Origin of the sequence: Microbacterium sp. bgisy203, from assembly GCF_965345155.1 — a bacterium.
Taxonomy (GTDB): domain Bacteria; phylum Actinomycetota; class Actinomycetes; order Actinomycetales; family Microbacteriaceae; genus Microbacterium.
Window position 1 is genome coordinate 97,835 of the sequence record NZ_CBDRLZ010000007.1, and the last position, 16,381, is coordinate 114,215.

The window sequence follows — 16,381 nt, forward strand, 5'->3', positions numbered from 1 at the left end:
ACGCGGCGGTCATCAGTCGGATGCCGGAACGACCGCTGTCGCGGGAGCACCGACACCGACCGGCACGGGCACGCGCGCCGCGGCCGCACGCCACAGCCACACGACGCTCTCGACGAACAGGGCCACGACGATCAGGTTCCGCAGGAGGAGCACGAACGCCGGTACGGGCTGCGCATCGACGAGCGGCATGTAGAGGATCGGGAAGACGAGACTCGTGAGGACGCTCGCGACGGCCACCGCGATCGCGATGCGACGCCACCCGCGCGGGTCGACCATCACCCCCACCGCGACGATCGGCGCGATCCAGAGCATGTACTGCGGCGACCCGACCTTGTTGAAGACGATGAGGGTCGCGGCGAGCGCGAACGAGCCGCGCAGGACGAGCCGCTGCTCGAGCGCGGGCGTCAGCCGCCGTTCGCGCGCCGCGCGGGATCGCGCCATCCACAGGAGCGCGACGATCCCGAGGAACACGACCGGCATGAGCAGCGTCACGAACTCACCGGCCGCGTAGACGCCGGGGCCGGAGACCTCTCGTGTCGCCAGTTCGTAGTTCTGGCGGATCGCCGCACCCGGCACGCGCAGCACCGCTCCCCACACCCACGGTGTCGCGATGGGGGCCTCGAGCTGCAGCGCCCGGTCGGACTGAATGGTCGCGAAGCTGAACAGGTTCCGGATGCCGCCGCCCACCGCGACCGCGGCGACGACGCCTGCGGTCAGGGCCAGCCCTCCCGCGACGACCCGCCACCGCGTGCGCAGGACGGTGACCGCTGCGGCGGCGATCGCGATCGGCCAGACCTTGATCCACGTGGCGGCCGCGATGAGCGCACCCGCGACGGCGGGTCGCCGAGCGAGCAGCACCAGGCCGGCGATCGCGAGAGGTGCGGCGGCACCCTCAAGGCGCAGCATCGACACCGGCGCGAGCAGCACCTGGATGAGCAGCCAGTACCAAGCCGCCGGGTAGTCGGCGATCCGGCGGAATCCGCCGGTGAGCGCGGCGATCGCGGCGAAGTTCCCCGCGGCCATGAGGATCAGCCAGAGCGCCTGGAAGAGGTACGGGCCTGCGGCGATCGACAGCATGATCGGCGCGAGCGCCCCGGCGGGGTACACCCACGGGAAGTCGAACACCGGCCAGTAGCCGTGGATCGCCTGCTGCGCCCAGAGACGGTACAGCGGCAGATCCCCCTCGGTGCCGCCTGACACGATGACATGGACGATGCTCAGCGCGTAGACGACGTGGAGCACCGCGAACCCCGTCAGCAGACCCCTTCGGGTCATGCCGAGCTCTCGGAGACGCCCGACCGTCCCGCTCGGTGCGTTCATCCGCCGGACACGTTCCGCGAGACTCGTCACGTCCGGAGCCTATTGAGGCTCGGTGTCCGGTGGGTGGATGCGAGATTGCCATTCTCTGTGAATCGGCTGTATCGGCATCCCCGTCCTCCCTCGGCATCCCCGCCCTCCCTCCACGTCCCCCGCCCGTGGGATGCCGAAGTTCCCCCCGCCGGGGGAGGTGAGCGCAGCCGTCGCGCCGTAGCGTCGACATCATCCCCGAGAACCGGGGTATGACACGCCACCCCCGGGAGGACGCATGCTCGAACTGAGCGGGATCACCAAGAACTACGGCACGCATCGCGTGCTCGACGATGTGAGCTTCACCGTCGCTCCGGGCCGGCTCACCGGTTTCGTCGGCGGCAACGGCGCCGGCAAGACCACCACGATGCGGATCACCCTCGGGGTGCTCTCCCGCGACGCCGGCGAGGTGACGCTCGACGGCGCCCCCGTGACCGCCGCCGACCGCCGGAGCTTCGGCTACATGCCCGAAGAGCGAGGCCTCTACCCGAAGATGCGGGTCCTCGACCACATCGTCTACCTCGCGCGCCTGCACGGCTTCGACAAGGCCGAGGCGACGACCCGCGCCGAGGCGCTCCTCGTCGAGCTCGGTCTCGGCGAGCGCCTGCAGGACGACATCGAGACGCTCTCGCTCGGCAACCAGCAGCGTGCGCAGATCGCCGCGGCCCTCGTCCACGACCCGAAGGTGCTCATCCTCGACGAGCCGTTCTCGGGACTCGACCCGCTGGCGGTCGAGGTCGTCGCCGGCGTCCTCCAGACGCGCGCGGCCGCCGGCGCCGCGGTGCTGTTCTCGTCGCACCAGCTCGACGTCGTCGAGCGCCTGTGCGACGACCTCGTCATCATCGCCGGGGGCACGATCCGCGCCGCCGGCACCCGCGACGGGCTGCGCGAGCGGTTCGCCGGCCACCGCTTCGAACTCGTCTCCGCCGCGGATGCCGGATGGCTCCGCGAGGAGCAGGGCGTCGACGTCGTCGAGTTCGACGGCGGCTACGCCCTCTTCGACGTCGACGACGACGAGACCGCCCAGCGGGTGCTCCGCCGCGCGGTCGCCGTCGGCGACGTCGCGAGCTTCGCACCCCGGCATCCCTCCCTCGCCCAGATCTTCAAGGAGGTCATCCAGTGACCGCGCACACCCCCACCTTCGCCCAGAGCGTGTGGCTCGTCGCCGAGCGCGAGATCGGCTCGAAACTGCGCAGCAAGGCGTTCCTGATCTCCACCGGCATCCTCTTCCTCATCGCGCTCGTGAGCGTCGTCTGGGGCGGGTTCGCCGCGCAGTCGCAGAGCGCGACCCCCGTCGCCGTCACGTCGCAGACCGCCCCCGTCGTCGCCTCGCTCGGCGACAGCGTGGACGTGACGCAGGTGTCGGATGCCGACGAGGCGCGGGGCCTCGTCGCCGACGGCACCGTCGACGCGGCGATCGTCCCCGGCGGCGCCGAGCCGTTCGGCTACACGATCGTCGCCGATTCGTCGCCGCCGGCGGGGCTCATGCAGATGCTGAGCCTCACCCCGCCGGTCGAGCTCCTGAACGCCGACCCCACCGACGGGTTCGCCCGCTACATCGTCGCGCTCGGGTTCGGGCTGGTGTTCTTCATGGCGGCGCTCACCTTCGGATCGACGATCGCCCAGTCCGTCGTCGAGGAGAAGGCGACGCGCGTCGTCGAGCTGCTGATCTCGGCGATCCCGGTGCGGGCGCTCCTCGCGGGGAAGGTCGTCGGGAACACCATCCTCGCGATGGGGCAGATCATCGGACTCGCCGCAATCGCCGTGATCGGCCTCACGGTCACGGGACAATCGGCGCTGCTGTCGGGACTCGGCGCGCCGATCGCGTGGTTCGCGGTGTTCTTCCTCTTCGGCTTCGTGCTGCTGGCCGCACTCTTCGCGGCGGCGGGCGCGATGGTCTCGAGGCAGGAAGACATCGGATCGACCACGACGCCGCTGACCTTCCTCGTGATGGCGCCGTACTTCCTCGTGGTGTTCTTCAACGACAACGAGCTCGTGATGACGATCATGTCGTACGTGCCGTTCTCGGCGCCCGTCGCGATGCCCGTGCGCATCTTCCTCGGCACGGCGCAGTGGTGGGAGCCGCTCCTCTCGCTCGCGATCATGCTCGCCACGTGCGCCGCGGCGATCTGGGTCGGCGCGAAGATCTACGAGAACTCCATCCTCCGGATGGGCGCGCGAGTCAAGCTGTCGGAGGCCCTCGCCGGCTGACCGACACGACTCGAGGCGGCGGTGACCGAGGCTTCCGGTCGCCGCCGCAGCGTCAGCGCTCGACGAGCACCCCGTCGGCATCCGCCCACACGTGCGCGCCGGGACGGAAGACGACCCCCGCGATCTCGACGGGCACGTCGACCTCGCCGACGCCGTCCTTCGCGCTCTTGCGCGGGTTCGAGCCGAGCGCCTTGACGCCGAGCGGCAGCTCGCCGATCGCCTCGCGGTCGCGGATCGCCCCGTGCACGATGACGCCGGCCCAGCCGTTCTCGACGGCGGATGCCGCGATGAGGTCGCCCACCAGCGCCGACTCGAGCGACCCGCCGCCGTCGACGACGAGCACCGCGCCGTCTCCGGGGGCCGCGAGCGTCGCCTTCACGAGAGCGTTGTCGCGGTGGCAGCGGATCGTGCGGACCGGGCCGTCGAACGCGATGTTGCCGCCGATGTTCTGGAACTGCAGGGCGAGGGAATCGAGCTCCTCGCCGCGCTCGTCGTACAGGTCGGCCGTCGCGATCGTCGTCATGGGCCCACGTTATCGCCGGTCGGCGCGGCGACCCTCGGCATCCGTGCGGAAAGATCCCCCGACCTTCCGACGAGCGCAAACGTCCCCCGGTGTTCGTGGCGGTGTTCTCACGGCGTCATGTTCAGTGGGAACACATCCGCGGTGCATACGGTTGGATGGATCGGGCCGATGATGTCCCTCTGCACGCACCCCCAGACATCATCGGAGAGAACATGAGCCCCGCCGTCACCGAAGCCCCCATCCTCGACGTCCTCGCCGAGCGCTGGAGCACCCGCATCTTCGACAACGCCGCGCCGATCGACGAAGACGCGCTCGCGAGCGCGCTCGAGGCCGCCCGCTGGGCGCCGTCGGCCAACAACACGCAGCCGTGGCGCTTCGTCGTCGCGCGCCGCGGGTCGGAGGCGCACGCCGCGATCGTCGATGCGCTCATGGGCTTCAACCAGGCCTGGGCGGCGGATGCCGGTGCGCTCATCGTCTTCGCGACGGTCACCTCGCTCGACGGCGCACCCCTCGCCTGGGCCGCGTACGACACCGGCCAGGCCGCCGCGCACTTCACGGTGCAGGCGCACGCGTCGGGCCTGCACACCCACCAGATGGGCGGCTTCGACCGCGACCGCATCGGCGAGGCGTTCGGCTTCGGCGATGCGCTTGTCGCGATGACCGTGATGGCCGTCGGCGCGCTCGGCGACGTGGACGCCGCCCCGGCGTCTCTGCGCGACCGCGAGAGCACGCCTCGCACCCGCCGCCCGATCGCCGACTCGGTCGTCGTCGACGCCTGAGCGTCGCCTCGCTCGGCCTGACCCGCCGGACCCGCGCTCGCGCTACGCCGCGGGCGGGTTCAGGTCGGGGTGGAGCACGCTCACGAGAGAGTAGGCCTCGCCGTCCGCGTCGGGGCCGCGAGACGTGAACTCCTCGAAGAGCGCCCCGAGCCGCTCGCGCAGCTCGTCGAGGTGCACCGGGTTCAGGCGCAGTCCCATCCAGGTGACGTCGACATCCTCCGGATCGACGCCGACGAGCTGCTCGCGCATCGTGTCGAGGATGAGCACGGATGCCGCGGGAACGGGCGCATTCCACGACAGCCCGGTCGCGCGGTAGGGCACCTCGCGCGCTCCACGCGTCCCGCGGCGCACCGGGTCGGCCGCGAGGAGCCCCGCGTCGGCGAGAGTGCGGACGTGGTGCAGCATCGTGCCGGGGTTCACGTCGAGCAGCTCCGCGAGTTCCTTGTTCGTGCGCGCGTCGAAGGCGCACAGGCGCAGGATGCGCAGCCGGAGCGGCGAGCTCAGCGCACGCGCGACGGCCTCCGCATCGGCATCCCCCGCCCGCGCGTTCTCTGCCGCGTTCGCCGCTGCGCGGGCGCTCTCCGCCGCGCGGGCGTTCTCCGCTGCGTCGGCATTCCGTGCCGCGCTGGCCACATCTCGAGCGTGGGTCACACGCCGAGACTATGCGACTGATTGACAATTCTCAATCGCTACCGCACGCTATCCCCGTGCCTGAATCACCCGACCCCTCTCACCCCACCGACGCCGTGGCGTCGCCCCCGGGACGGTCGCTGTGGCACGACCGGAACTTCCTCACGATGTGGTCAGGGCAGGCGTTCAGCCAGTTCGGCGCGCAGATCTTCGAGCTCGCCCTGCCGGTGCTCGCGGTGCTCCTGCTGCACGCGACGGAGGCGCAGGTCGGCTATCTGACCGCCGCGGCCACGGCGGCGTTCCTCGTCGTGGGACTTCCCGCCGGCGCCTGGATCGATCGGATGCGCAAGCGCCGGGTGATGATCGTGGCCGACGGCATCCGCGCCCTCGCTCTCGCCGCCCTGCCGCTGCTCTACCTCGCCGGGCGCCTGGAGATGTGGCACCTGTACGTCGCGGCGCTCGTCGTCGGCATCGCGACCGTGTTCTTCGACGTGTCGTACCAGAGCATCATCCCCTCGCTCGTCGAGCCCGACCAGATCGCCGAGGCGAACGGCAAGCTCGAGTCGACGCATCAGCTCGCCTCGCTCGCCGGTCCCGCGGTCGGCGGCGGACTCGTCGCCCTGGTGTCGGCACCCGTCGCGATCGTCGTGACCGTCGCCACCTACCTCGCCTCGATGGTCGCGCTGATCTTCACTCGCGACCACGAGGTCCGGCGCGAGGCCACCGATCACGCGCCCCTCCACCGCGAGATCGCCGAGGGGCTGCGTTGGGTATTCGGCAACCCGTATCTGAAGCGCATCGTGGCGACCACGTCGATCTCGAACTTCTTCTCGACGATCGTCTTCACCCTCGTGCCGATCTTCTATCTGCGAATCCTCGGCTTCTCACCCGCGACGATGGGGCTGCTGCTGTCGCTCGGCGCCGTCGGAGGCCTGCTGGGCGCCATGCTCGCCGCGCGCATTTCACGCCGCATCGGCGAGGCGCGGGCGATTCCGGTGAGCGCGATCGCGTTCGCCGTCGCGATGGTGCCGCTACCGCTCGCCGCCGCGCTGCCGCAGGCATGGGCGTTCACGCTCCTCGTCGTGCAGACCTTCACGATGAGCATCGGCGTCGTCGTCTACAACATCACGCAGGTGACGTTCCGCCAGCGCATCACCCCGTCGCGCCTCCTCGGGCGCATGAACGCGTCGATCCGCTTCTGCGTGTGGGGCGTCATGCCCCTCGCGGCGCTCGCGGCGGGTTGGCTCGGCTCATGGCTCGGCACGATCCCGACCCTGTGGATCGGCGCGCTCGGCGGACTGCTCGCGACGCTCCCTCTCGCGTTCGGACCGTTCTGGCGCACGCGCGACCTCCCCGCTGCGCGCGCCTGACCCACCCGACCCCCGCCCCGCGAGACCGCCACCGGCCCGCGAGACCGCGCAAATGTCACGTTCCCGGCGCGGGATCGTGACATTTGCGCGGTCTCGCGGGGTGGTGTGCGTCAGTCCTCGAGCAGCTCCGCCTCGATGACGTCGTCATCGTCGGCGTCGCCCGGGGCGGCGCCGGATGCCGAAGCCCCCGGCGTCTCGACGGGCGAGGGGCCCGAGCTCGTCAGCACCAGCTGCGAACCGTCGGCCGCGAGGTCGACCTTGACGAGATCGCCGTCGTGCACGCCGCCGGAGAGGAGCGCCATCGCGAGGCGGTCCTGGATCTCCGACTGGATGAGGCGCCGCAGCGGACGCGCGCCGAAGATCGGGTCGTAGCCGCGCTCGGCGAGCCACGCGCGCGCGTCGGGGGTGACGGCGAGGGTGAGGCGCCGGTCGCGCAGGCGCCGCTGCAAGGCATCCACCGACAGCTCGACGATCTGGGCGAGGTCGGCCTCGGAGAGCGCCGTGAACATGACGATGTCGTCGAGCCGGTTGAGAAACTCGGGGCGGAACGCCGTGCGCACGAGGGCCATGACCTGCTCGCGCTTCTCCTCCACGGTGAGCGTCGGATCGATGAGGATCGGCGACCCGAGGTTCGAGGTGAGGATCAGGATGGTGTTCGTGAAGTCGACCGTCCGGCCCTGCCCGTCGGTGAGGCGGCCGTCGTCGAGCACCTGCAGCAGGATGTCGAAGACCTCGGGGTGCGCCTTTTCGACCTCGTCGAGGAGGACGACCGAGTACGGGCGGCGACGCACGGCCTCGGTGAGCTGGCCGCCCTCTTCGTAGCCGATGTATCCGGGAGGGGCGCCGACGAGCCGGGCGACCGAGTGCTTCTCGCCGTACTCCGACATGTCGATGCGCACGAGCGCGCGCTCGTCGTCGAAGAGGAACTCGGCGAGCGCCTTCGCGAGCTCGGTCTTGCCGACGCCGGTCGGACCGAGGAAGAGGAACGAGCCGACGGGGCGGTTCGGGTCGCTGATGCCGGCGCGCGAGCGGCGCACCGCGTCGGACACGGCCTTCACGGCATCCTTCTGCCCGATGAGCCGCTTGCCGAGCTCCGACTCGAGGTTCACGAGCTTCTCGCTCTCGCCCTGCAGCAGGCGCCCCACGGGGATGCCGGTCCAGGCGGCGATGACGCCGGCGATGTCCTCGTCGGTGACGTGGTCGTTGACCATGCGCGCGCCGCCCTCTTCGGCGTGCTCGGCTTCGGCGAGCTGCCGCTCGAGCGCGGGGATCTCGGCGTAGTACAGCCGCGACGCCTTCTCGAGGTTGCCCTCGCGCTGGGCGCGCTCGGCGTCGCTGCGCGCCTGGTCGAGCTTGGTCTTCAGGTCGCCGACGGCGTTGAGCGAGGCGCGCTCGCGCTCCCACCGGGCCTGCAGCTCGTCGAGCTTGCCCTGCTCGAGCTCCAGGGTCTCGCGGAGGGTCGCGAGCCGCTCCTTCGACGCGGCGTCCTTCTCGCGCTTGAGCGCCAGCTCTTCGAGCTTCAGCCGGTCGACGTGTCGGCGCAGCTCGTCGATCTCGAGCGGTGCCGAGTCGATCTCCATGCGCAGGCGCGACGCGGCCTCGTCGATCAGGTCGATCGCCTTGTCGGGCAGTTGGCGGCTCGGAATGTAGCGGTTGGACAAGGATGCCGCGGCCACGAGCGCGCCGTCGGCGATCGCGACCTTGTGGTGGGCCTCGTACCGCTCCTTGAGTCCGCGAAGGATCGCGACGGTGTCTTCGACCGACGGCTCGCCGACGTACACCTGCTGGAAGCGGCGCTCGAGCGCGGCATCCTTCTCGATGAACTCGCGGTACTCGTCGAGGGTCGTCGCGCCGATGAGGCGCAGCTCCCCGCGGGCGAGCATCGGCTTCAGCATGTTGGAGGCCGCGACCGATCCCTCGCCGCCGCCCGCGCCCATCAGGGTGTGCAACTCATCGATGAAGGTGATGACGCGACCATCCGACTCGGTGATCTCTTTGAGGACGCTCTTCAGGCGCTCCTCGAACTGGCCGCGATACATGGCTCCGGCGACGAGGGCGGAGATGTCGAGGGAGATGAGCTCCTTGTCCTTGAGCGACTCGGCGACGTCGCCGGCGACGATCCGCTGGGCGAGGCCCTCGACGACGGCGGTCTTGCCGACGCCGGGCTCGCCGATGAGCACCGGGTTGTTCTTCGTGCGGCGGGTGAGCACCTGGCTGACGCGACGGATCTCGGAGTCCCGCCCGATGACCGGGTCGAGCTTCCCCTGCCGTGCGCGCTCGGTGAGGTTGATCCCGAACTGCTCGAGCGGGCTCTGCTGCTCTTCTTGCCCGGGCTGGGGCTGCGCGTTCATGCGTTCTCCCTGAAATCGGCGATGTCCACAAAGTTGAGTTGTCTACGCTCAACTTTACTACGCGGCTTTACTACGCGGCGGCACGCGGCGGAAGCCGCACGGGCCACACGTTCACACCGTAGCGAAGCGCCGCGGCCCGGTCACTAGGTGGCGCACACAACGTGCTCCAGAGATTCCGACATCCGCGCTCCGATCAGGCGGCGGGCATGGCCTCGCCGCGCATCGCGCTCGCGTCACCCGGGCACGCGAACCGCGCCCGGTACGCCGTGGGGCTGAGGCCCAGCATCCGCGTGAAGTTCTGACGGAGGACCGCCGCCGACCCGAAGCCGGCTTCGAAGGCGATGGCGTCGAGGCCGAGGTCGGTCTGCTCGAGCAGACGCTGCGCGTGGATGAGGCGCTGGCGCGCAAGCCACGCTGCGGGCGTCGTGCCGTAGTCGGCCTTGAACCTCCGCGCGAACGTGCGCGGCGACATGTGCGCGCGGGCCGCGAGCTGATCGACCGACAGGTCGAGGCTGAGGTGTTCGAGCACCCAGTCGGTGACCGGCGCGAGCGACAGCGACGTCGACACGGGCAGCGGCGCTGCGATGAACTGCGCCTGCCCGCCGTCGCGCTGCGGCGGCACGACCATGCGGCGCGCGATCGTGTTGGTCATCTCGGCGCCGAGCTCGATCCGCAGCAGGTGCAGGCAGGCATCCAGCCCCGCCGCCGTGCCCGCGCTCGTGATGATCCGGCCGTCCTGGACGTAGAGGACGTTCGGGTCGACCTCGATGTCGGGGTACATCCGCGACATCGTGTCGGCGTAGCGCCAGTGGGTCGTCGCGCGCTTTCCGGACAGGACGCCGGATGCCGCGACGACGAACGACCCGCTGCAGACCGTCAGCACCCAGGCATTCCGATCGACCGCGCGCCGCACGACTTCGCAGACGCGCTCGTCGACGCTCTCCCACGCGCTGCGCGGGATCGGGGTGATGACGACGAGATCGGCCTCGTCGGCGAAGGAGAGGTCACTGTCGACGTTGATCGAGAAGCCCAGGTTGCTCGGCACGGCGCCCGGCTCAGGGGTGACGATGCGGAAGTCGAAGTTCGGGATGCCGTCGTCCGACCGGTCGAGGCCGAAGGCCTCGCACGCGAGGCCGAACTCGAACGGCGAGAATCCGGGCTGGACGACGCAGGCGACGGTCTTCATGGCAGAAATCATACACATGCCGTCCGTCCTGCCACTCGTGGCAGAAGGATGCCGGTCGTAGCGTTTCTGCCATGTTCACCGTCATCATCGTCTTCGGTCTCCTGTCCGTCATCGCCGCCTTCGGCACCGCCCGCGCGTTGCGCGACGACGGCTACCGCCGCGTCCCCACCGATCGGTCGCGCTTGCCGTGACGGGTGCGCCCCACAGAGCACCCGCGTCCCGCAGAGCACCCTCGCCGCGCAGAGCGCCCTCGCCCCGCAGAGCACCCTCGCCCCGAGAGTCCTCGTCCCCTTAGAGTGGGGCCACCCCCGCAATGAGGAGCGCGCCATGACCACGCCGAACCCGCAGCCGACCAACCCGCCGCCGGGCCAGCCCACGCCGTACGGCGCTGCCGCTCCGCCTCCGGCCGGCTATCCGGCCGCCTCCTACGCGCCTGCAGGCTGGAACCCGCCGCCGCCCGCCGCATCCTCCAGCACGTCGACGACCGGGCGGGGACTCGCGATCACGTCGATCATCCTCGGGTCCATCCCGCTCATCCTCAGCCTCTTCATGTTCTTCGTGTTCCGCGCAATCCGCCTGTCGGGGAGCTACGAGGCCTACCAGGTGGCGTACTGGATCTCGGACATCCTCTCCGCCGCGGTCGGCGTCGGCGCGATCGTCTGCGGCGCGTTGGCGCGTCGCGAGCAGCCGCTGCTCGGCGGAATCGGCATCGGGCTCGGGATCGCGGCCACCGTCTCGACGCTCATCTCGCTGATGTTCTCGGTGGTCGGCTACCTCTGACGCCGCGGCAGCGTCTCCAGCGCATCGAGCAGCGCACCCGCCGAGCGCGCCCAGGCGAACCGCGCGATGTGCTCCTCCCCCGCAGCGACGAGCGCGGCGCGGGCGTCGGGATCGTCGAGCGAGCGGATGCCGGCGGCGAATGCGGCGGCATCCTTTCCGGGGGCGTACAGGGCGCCGGGGCCCGCGACCTCGCGGAAGATCGGCATGTCGGTGACGACGGCGGGCACCCCGAGCTCGAGCGCCTCCGCGAGCGGAAGGCCGTACCCCTCGTCGAGCGAGGCCGAGACGAGCACCGCCCGATCGGCGAGGAGCGCGGCGTACTCGGCATCCGTCACCCCGCCGTGGAACACGACGCGCCCACCCGCGGGGTCGATCAGCGCCTCGAGCTCGGTGCGGCGCGCCGGTGAGATGCGCGACAGCAGGTGGAGGGTCCGCCCGGGCAGCTCGGCCACGGCGCGGATGAGCGTCTCGACGTTCTTGTAGGGCATGAACGACCCCATGTAGACGAGGTTCTCGGCTCCCGGGACGACACCGCCGGCGCCGTCCGCCTCCGGCAGCAGCGCCGCGAGCCGTTGCGGCGCGTTCGGCACGACGACGACGGGCCGCTTCGTCAGCTTCACCCGAGCGAAGTCGGCGGCGCTCGTCTCGCTCACCGTCGCGACGACGTCGGCGCCGTTCAGAGTCACGCGCTGCGGCACGTAGGAAAGGTGGAACAGGCGCCACCCGAGGCGGATCGGCGCAGGGAGGTCGCGCGGGGGTGTGCGGTGTCGGTAGTAGATCATGTCGTGGAGGGTCAGCACGAGCGCGTAGCGGCGCCCGAGCGAGCCGAGGGTCTGCATCGGCGAGAACACCGCGTCGGGCCGGTACCGGTTGAGGCGGAGGGCCGCGAACGGTTCGAGCACGGAGGTCGGTGCGTGGATGCGGAGAGCACGCGCACCCTCGGGCAGATGCGCCCTCTGCGCCTCGTCGTGGATGAGGAACACCACATCGACCCCGCGCGCCGGTGCCTCCGCCGCGACGGCGGCGGCGAGCTCGGTCGAGTAGCGACTGATGCCGTCGTGGAAGTCGGTGCGGATGTAGCGCGCGTCGAACAGCAGCCGCATGTGCGCGCTCACGGCTCGAGCGGTTCGCCGCGGTAGAGCTTCTCGAACGTGTCGAGCGTCTTCTCGATGTCGTGGATGTCGACGCCGTCGAGAGATGCCTGCTGCATGCGGAGGTACTCCTCGGGCGACGCGGTGAGGACGCGACGGAGCTTGTCGGCGAGGTCGTCGACATCGCCCGGCTCGAAGAGATAGCCGTTCACCCCGTCGTTCACGAGGTGCGGCAGCGCGACGGCGTTCGCGCCGACGACGGGCAGGCCCGACGCCATGGCCTCCATCGTCGCGATCGACTGAAGCTCGGCGATCGAGGCGATCGCGAAGACGTCGGCCCGGGTGTAGGCGGCGCGCAGCTCTTCTTCGGAGACGCGCCCGTGGAAGGTGACCCGGTCCTGGATGCCGAGGCGCTGCACGACCTGCTCGAGGCTCTTGCGCTGGTCGCCGCCGCCCACGATGTCGAACGTGATCGCCGGCAGCTCGGGCGCGAGCTTCGCGACGGCCGCGAGGGTCACCTCGACGTGCTTCTCGGTCGTGAGGCGGCCGACGAACAGCACGCGGTGATGCTCCCGCGGCGTGAGGTCGGGGGTGTAGTTGCCCTTGTCGATGCCGCAGCTGATCGGGATGACGCCGTCGATGTCGATCGTCTGCTCGAGGAACTCCGCCGCTTTCCGCGTCGGCGTCGTCACGGCGCGCGACATGTCGAAGGTGCGCTTCGCGTCGTCCCAGGCGAGCTTGACGACGACCTTGTCGAGCAGAGGCGGCAGGGTCGTGAAGTCGATGATGTTCTCGGCCATCACGTGGTTCGTGGCGACGACGGGAATGCCGCGCTGTCGGGCGATCCGGGTGAGTCCCCGCCCGATCACGATGTGCGACTGGCTGTGCACGACGTCGGGCTGGACGTCGGTGAGGATCTTCCGGGCGTAGTGCTTGGCGCGCCATGGCCACACGAAGCGCAGCCAGTCGTGCGGAGGCCAGCGGACGCCGGGCAGCCGGTGGACGGTGATGTCTTGACCTTCGATGTTCTCGGTGAACACGCCGTGGTTGCGGTGGCCCACGCTCGGGGTGACGACGTGGACATCGTGACCGCGGGCGGCGAGACCGGCGGAGAGCCGCTCGGCGAAACGGGCGGCGCCGTTGACGTCGGGGGCGAACGTGTCGGCCGCCATGACGATCGTCAGCGGCTCATGCGCGGGGGGAGTCACAGGTGGGTGGCTGCCTATCTGTGCGGCGTCGCCGACGGGTGCGTCGGACCGCCCCGAGTCTACCCGAGGGGTCGGCGACGACCCCGGAACGGGGGCGCTGTGCGCGGCATCCTTTTCACGGCATTTCCCCGGCCGCACTGTGTCCGCGGGCCGCCGCAGCAAGGTCTAGCCTGGCGACAGAGGGCGTCGGATCAGCACCGAGCCCCACCACCGAGAGGAACGCCATGAGCGCCTTCGAGTACGGACCCGTCGAGTTCTACCTCGTCACCCTTCCGGACGACGGGCCGCCCGCGGCGGTGCTCGAAGCGCTCGCCGACGACGTCGCGTCGGGGACCGTGCGGGTGCTCGACTTCGTGATCGTCCGGACCGCCGCCGACGGGTCGTACACGACCGCCGAGTACGACGGCGAGCTCGAGCTCCACTCGCCCGGAATGGCGGGCGACGAAGACATCGAGGAGCTCGCCGAGCTGCTCGATCCCGAAACGGTCGCCGCCGTCGTGGTGCTGGAACTCACCTGGGCGCGCGTCCTGTCGGGTCACCTCGCCGCCGCGGGCGGAGAGGTGCTGAGCGTGGAGCGGATCCCCGCTCCCGTCGTGAACGCCCTCGTCGACGCCGTCGACGAGGAGGACTGAGGGGGACACCATGAGAAGGAACGGACGCCCGGGCCTCATCGGCCTGGCCGCACGCACCGCGGTCGTCGCGGGAACGGCGAACGCCGTCAACGCCCGCGCCGCCGAGAAGCACCACACCGCGACGCAGGCGCAGCTCTACCAGGCGGCCCAGCAGAAGGCGCAGGTGGAGGCCGCCGCGCAGGCCGCCGTCGCGCAGCAGATGGCGGCCGCACCGGCTGCAGCTCCCGCGGCGGCATCCGCGCCCGCGGCCGCCGCACCCGTCGTCGACGTGGTCGCCGAACTGCAGAAGCTCGCGGCGCTGAAGGATGCCGGGGTGCTCGACGACGCCGAGTTCGCGGCGGCGAAGGCGAAGCTCCTCGCCTGACGCGCGGGGCACGGGGCGCGGGGTGCGGGGCGCCGTCGAGGTGCCGAGATCCGTCGGTCGGGGCGACGCGTTCCGACCGAACGCGGCAACCCGAGCGGCGGATGCCGTCGGCGTCCGCGCCGCCTACGCTGGGACGATGATGCGCCTGCACGCCGACGCCGACCCCGCCCTCTGGGTGCCCGTCACCGGGTCGCTGGGGTTGCGCGGGCGGCGACGCCGCAAGCGCGCGATCGGCATGCTCTTCGCGCAGGCGAACGCCGCGATGGGCGCGGCGCCGCGCGCGGGCACCGGTTTCGCCGCGTGGGCGGCGAGCCAGGCGGCGCCGCTCCTGCTGCGTCAGGCCGACGGGCGCGTGCTCGTCTGGACGTGGAAGGACGACCCTGAGCTCGTCGTGGCGCTCGCGCAGATCCAGCAGGCGACGTCGCAGCTGCGGACGGCGCGCGCCATGATGCCGATCGAGTACGACGACACCGAGGACTTCCGCTCGCCCTACCTCGGCGTCGGTGAGAAGCTTGCCGTCCCGGTGCCGCGCGCGAGCGGCGGGGGGACGGCGGCGGGCACGGGACCGGGCGCCGCGGCATCCGTCCCGCCGTACGTGACGTACACGTGGGATGCCGGTTCGGCGTTCGTGACCCTCACCGCCATCGGCGGCGACCGCGAGCGCTTCGGCACGGTCGAGCGCGCGCTCGATGACCTGGCACGCACGCTCCGGATCGTCGACGACGTGGCGGTGGGCGAGTCGCCGACCGTGCTGCGACTCGACCCGAGCTGAACCGGGACCCGAGCTGAATCCCGCGCCAGCGCGCGCCTCAGCGGTCAGGCGGTCCCGACCTCGCGCGGCGGCGCGGCGTCGTCGTCGCCCGAGAGCCAGCGCGCGAACCACGCCTTCGGGTCGCCGCCGAAGAGCAGCTCGCGGACGAGCAGCGTCAGGGGGATCGACAGCAGCGCGCCCAGCGGACCGATGATGAACGTCCAGAACACGACCGAGAAGAAGCTCAGCGTGAGGGTCAGGTCGACGGCGTCGCTCACGAACTTCGGCTGGATCATCACCTGCAGCGTGACGTTCACGACGCAATAGATGCCGATGACGACGAGCATGAGCGGCCAGCCGCCGACGACGAGGGCGAGCAGGGCCGGCGGCACGAGACCCAGGATGAACCCGATGTTGGGGATGAAGTTCGTGACGAACGCGAGGATCGCCCAGACGACCGGCACCGGGATGCCGAGCGCCCACAGCGCCAGGCCATCGATGACGGCGACGACGAGTCCGAAGCTCGCGTTGACGACGTAGTAGCGGCGGACCGACCGGTTGTAGCTCTCGGCGCGGCGGACGAACGGGGTGACTCGGGCGCCGAAGCGCTCCTCGGCGCGGGTGTACCGCGCATCGTCGACGGCCATGAAGATGACGTAGGCGAGCACGAAGAAGAACGCCGTGACGACGCCGAGCGCACTGCTGCCGAGGGACGTCGCGAAGCTGACGAGCGTCGCCGGGTCGAGCAGGGAGGCGGCGGCGTCGGATGCCTGGTCCTGCAGCCCCAGGCTCCCGAGCCACGCGACCAGCTGGTCGGCGGTGGCGCGCAGATCGTCGGCGGAGTCACGGACGAGGCCCACGAACGCCGTGCCGGAGTAGGCGAGCATCGCCGCCATCGCGGCGAGCACGAGGTAGGCGACCGCGATCACCGCGGTCGTCGCCGCCCAGCGCGGCCACCCGCGCCGCTCGAGCGGTCGACGCACGGGCTCGCAGATGATGACGATGACGGCGGCGAGTGCGAGCGGGCCGATGATCTCGCGAGCGAGGTAGACGCCCGCGAGCACCAGCACCGCCGCCGCGAGGCCGAGCAGCGCCGACAGCGTGGGCGAGAGCGCGCGGGAGGCCGGAGCTGTCGTGGTCGTGGCGCGCGTCATGCGG

General features: G+C 71.0%; 16 protein-coding genes. 8 read left to right on the forward strand and 8 right to left on the reverse strand.

What is annotated here, in order from left to right:
* Nucleotides 1-12: 12 nt before the first annotated feature.
* A complete protein-coding gene (locus ACRVYW_RS11390; RefSeq protein ID WP_431804683.1) occupies nt 13-1,350 on the reverse strand; it encodes a hypothetical protein in 1,338 nt (445 codons plus the stop codon).
* Between the two features lie 235 nt (nt 1,351-1,585).
* Between ACRVYW_RS11390 and ACRVYW_RS11395 the strand changes: the two genes are divergently transcribed.
* Nucleotides 1,586-2,470 (forward strand): ABC transporter ATP-binding protein, encoded by an 885-nt coding sequence (locus ACRVYW_RS11395; protein WP_431804685.1) that lies wholly within the window; start codon nt 1,586-1,588, stop codon nt 2,468-2,470.
* Nucleotides 2,467-3,558, forward strand: coding sequence for an ABC transporter permease (locus ACRVYW_RS11400; RefSeq protein WP_431804687.1), 1,092 nt, complete (start codon nt 2,467-2,469; stop codon nt 3,556-3,558). Before ACRVYW_RS11395 ends, ACRVYW_RS11400 begins: the two co-directional genes overlap by 4 nt.
* Before the next feature lie 52 nt (nt 3,559-3,610).
* On the opposite strand, the gene rraA is transcribed toward ACRVYW_RS11400, so the two are convergent.
* A complete protein-coding gene (gene rraA / locus ACRVYW_RS11405) occupies nt 3,611-4,081 on the reverse strand; it encodes a ribonuclease E activity regulator RraA (protein WP_431804689.1) in 471 nt (156 codons plus the stop codon).
* Between the two features lie 212 nt (nt 4,082-4,293).
* On the opposite strand from rraA, the gene ACRVYW_RS11410 reads away from it, so the two are divergent.
* Complete coding sequence (locus ACRVYW_RS11410; protein ID WP_431804691.1) at nt 4,294-4,860, forward strand: nitroreductase family protein; 567 nt, start codon at nt 4,294-4,296, stop codon at nt 4,858-4,860.
* A gap of 42 nt (nt 4,861-4,902) precedes the next feature.
* Here ACRVYW_RS11410 and ACRVYW_RS11415 read toward each other — a convergent pair whose 3' ends face one another.
* Nucleotides 4,903-5,511 (reverse strand): ArsR/SmtB family transcription factor, encoded by a 609-nt coding sequence (locus ACRVYW_RS11415; protein ID WP_431804692.1) that lies wholly within the window; start codon nt 5,509-5,511, stop codon nt 4,903-4,905.
* A gap of 56 nt (nt 5,512-5,567) precedes the next feature.
* Between ACRVYW_RS11415 and ACRVYW_RS11420 the strand changes: the two genes are divergently transcribed.
* Nucleotides 5,568-6,860 carry an MFS transporter gene (locus ACRVYW_RS11420; protein WP_431804694.1) on the forward strand — a complete coding sequence of 431 codons (1,293 nt, stop codon included), beginning with the start codon at nt 5,568-5,570 and terminating at the stop codon, nt 6,858-6,860.
* A gap of 110 nt (nt 6,861-6,970) precedes the next feature.
* Here ACRVYW_RS11420 and ACRVYW_RS11425 read toward each other — a convergent pair whose 3' ends face one another.
* Together ACRVYW_RS11425 and ACRVYW_RS11430 are read right to left on the reverse strand one after the other, a co-directional pair.
* Nucleotides 6,971-9,211 (reverse strand): ATP-dependent Clp protease ATP-binding subunit, encoded by a 2,241-nt coding sequence (locus tag ACRVYW_RS11425; RefSeq protein ID WP_431804696.1) that lies wholly within the window; start codon nt 9,209-9,211, stop codon nt 6,971-6,973.
* A gap of 193 nt (nt 9,212-9,404) precedes the next feature.
* Nucleotides 9,405-10,397, reverse strand: coding sequence for a helix-turn-helix domain-containing protein (locus tag ACRVYW_RS11430; RefSeq protein ID WP_431804698.1), 993 nt, complete (start codon nt 10,395-10,397; stop codon nt 9,405-9,407).
* A gap of 327 nt (nt 10,398-10,724) precedes the next feature.
* Here ACRVYW_RS11430 and ACRVYW_RS11435 point away from each other — a divergent pair, with 327 nt between their 5' ends.
* On the forward strand, nt 10,725-11,177 hold the full coding sequence (locus tag ACRVYW_RS11435; protein ID WP_431804700.1) for a hypothetical protein: 453 nt from the start codon (nt 10,725-10,727) through the stop codon (nt 11,175-11,177).
* Here ACRVYW_RS11435 and ACRVYW_RS11440 read toward each other — a convergent pair.
* Both ACRVYW_RS11440 and ACRVYW_RS11445 read right to left on the reverse strand, forming a co-directional pair.
* Entirely contained in the window at nt 11,168-12,280 is a 1,113-nt protein-coding gene (locus ACRVYW_RS11440; RefSeq protein WP_431804737.1) for a glycosyltransferase family 4 protein, read from the reverse strand. The genes ACRVYW_RS11435 and ACRVYW_RS11440 overlap by 10 nt on opposite strands.
* 8 nt (nt 12,281-12,288) lie before the next feature.
* Nucleotides 12,289-13,440: a glycosyltransferase gene (locus tag ACRVYW_RS11445; protein WP_431804739.1), complete on the reverse strand. Its 1,152-nt coding sequence runs from the start codon at nt 13,438-13,440 to the stop codon at nt 12,289-12,291.
* A 260-nt stretch (nt 13,441-13,700) separates the two neighbouring features.
* On the opposite strand from ACRVYW_RS11445, the gene ACRVYW_RS11450 reads away from it, so the two are divergent.
* The 3 genes from ACRVYW_RS11450 (at nt 13,701) to ACRVYW_RS11460 (ending at nt 15,244) form a co-directional block, all read left to right on the forward strand.
* Nucleotides 13,701-14,108 carry a DUF6325 family protein gene (locus ACRVYW_RS11450; RefSeq protein WP_431804702.1) on the forward strand — a complete coding sequence of 136 codons (408 nt, stop codon included), beginning with the start codon at nt 13,701-13,703 and terminating at the stop codon, nt 14,106-14,108.
* A gap of 10 nt (nt 14,109-14,118) precedes the next feature.
* Nucleotides 14,119-14,472 carry an SHOCT domain-containing protein gene (locus tag ACRVYW_RS11455; RefSeq protein WP_431804704.1) on the forward strand — a complete coding sequence of 118 codons (354 nt, stop codon included), beginning with the start codon at nt 14,119-14,121 and terminating at the stop codon, nt 14,470-14,472.
* A 136-nt stretch (nt 14,473-14,608) separates the two neighbouring features.
* Entirely contained in the window at nt 14,609-15,244 is a 636-nt protein-coding gene (locus ACRVYW_RS11460; protein ID WP_431804706.1) for a hypothetical protein, read from the forward strand.
* Nucleotides 15,245-15,288: 44 nt separating this feature from the next.
* Here ACRVYW_RS11460 and ACRVYW_RS11465 read toward each other — a convergent pair whose 3' ends face one another.
* Nucleotides 15,289-16,377, reverse strand: coding sequence for an AI-2E family transporter (locus tag ACRVYW_RS11465; RefSeq protein ID WP_431804708.1), 1,089 nt, complete (start codon nt 16,375-16,377; stop codon nt 15,289-15,291).
* Nucleotides 16,378-16,381: the final 4 nt, after the last annotated feature.

What these genes read in the sequence shown, in the direction of transcription:
- ACRVYW_RS11425 (WP_431804696.1), bottom strand. Translation starts at nt 9,211, where the DNA reads ATGAACGCGCAGCCCCAGCCCGGGCAAGAAGAGCAGCAGAGCCCGCTC.
- ACRVYW_RS11440 (WP_431804737.1), bottom strand. Translation starts at nt 12,280, where the DNA reads ATGCGGCTGCTGTTCGACGCGCGCTACATCCGCACCGACTTCCACGAC.
- ACRVYW_RS11460 (WP_431804706.1), top strand. Translation starts at nt 14,609, where the DNA reads ATGATGCGCCTGCACGCCGACGCCGACCCCGCCCTCTGGGTGCCCGTC.
- ACRVYW_RS11455 (WP_431804704.1), top strand. Translation starts at nt 14,119, where the DNA reads ATGAGAAGGAACGGACGCCCGGGCCTCATCGGCCTGGCCGCACGCACC.
- ACRVYW_RS11430 (WP_431804698.1), bottom strand. Translation starts at nt 10,397, where the DNA reads ATGAAGACCGTCGCCTGCGTCGTCCAGCCCGGATTCTCGCCGTTCGAG.
- ACRVYW_RS11450 (WP_431804702.1), top strand. Translation starts at nt 13,701, where the DNA reads ATGAGCGCCTTCGAGTACGGACCCGTCGAGTTCTACCTCGTCACCCTT.
- rraA (WP_431804689.1), bottom strand. Translation starts at nt 4,081, where the DNA reads ATGACGACGATCGCGACGGCCGACCTGTACGACGAGCGCGGCGAGGAG.
- ACRVYW_RS11410 (WP_431804691.1), top strand. Translation starts at nt 4,294, where the DNA reads ATGAGCCCCGCCGTCACCGAAGCCCCCATCCTCGACGTCCTCGCCGAG.
- ACRVYW_RS11435 (WP_431804700.1), top strand. Translation starts at nt 10,725, where the DNA reads ATGACCACGCCGAACCCGCAGCCGACCAACCCGCCGCCGGGCCAGCCC.
- ACRVYW_RS11465 (WP_431804708.1), bottom strand. Translation starts at nt 16,377, where the DNA reads ATGACGCGCGCCACGACCACGACAGCTCCGGCCTCCCGCGCGCTCTCG.
- ACRVYW_RS11445 (WP_431804739.1), bottom strand. Translation starts at nt 13,440, where the DNA reads ATGGCGGCCGACACGTTCGCCCCCGACGTCAACGGCGCCGCCCGTTTC.
- ACRVYW_RS11395 (WP_431804685.1), top strand. Translation starts at nt 1,586, where the DNA reads ATGCTCGAACTGAGCGGGATCACCAAGAACTACGGCACGCATCGCGTG.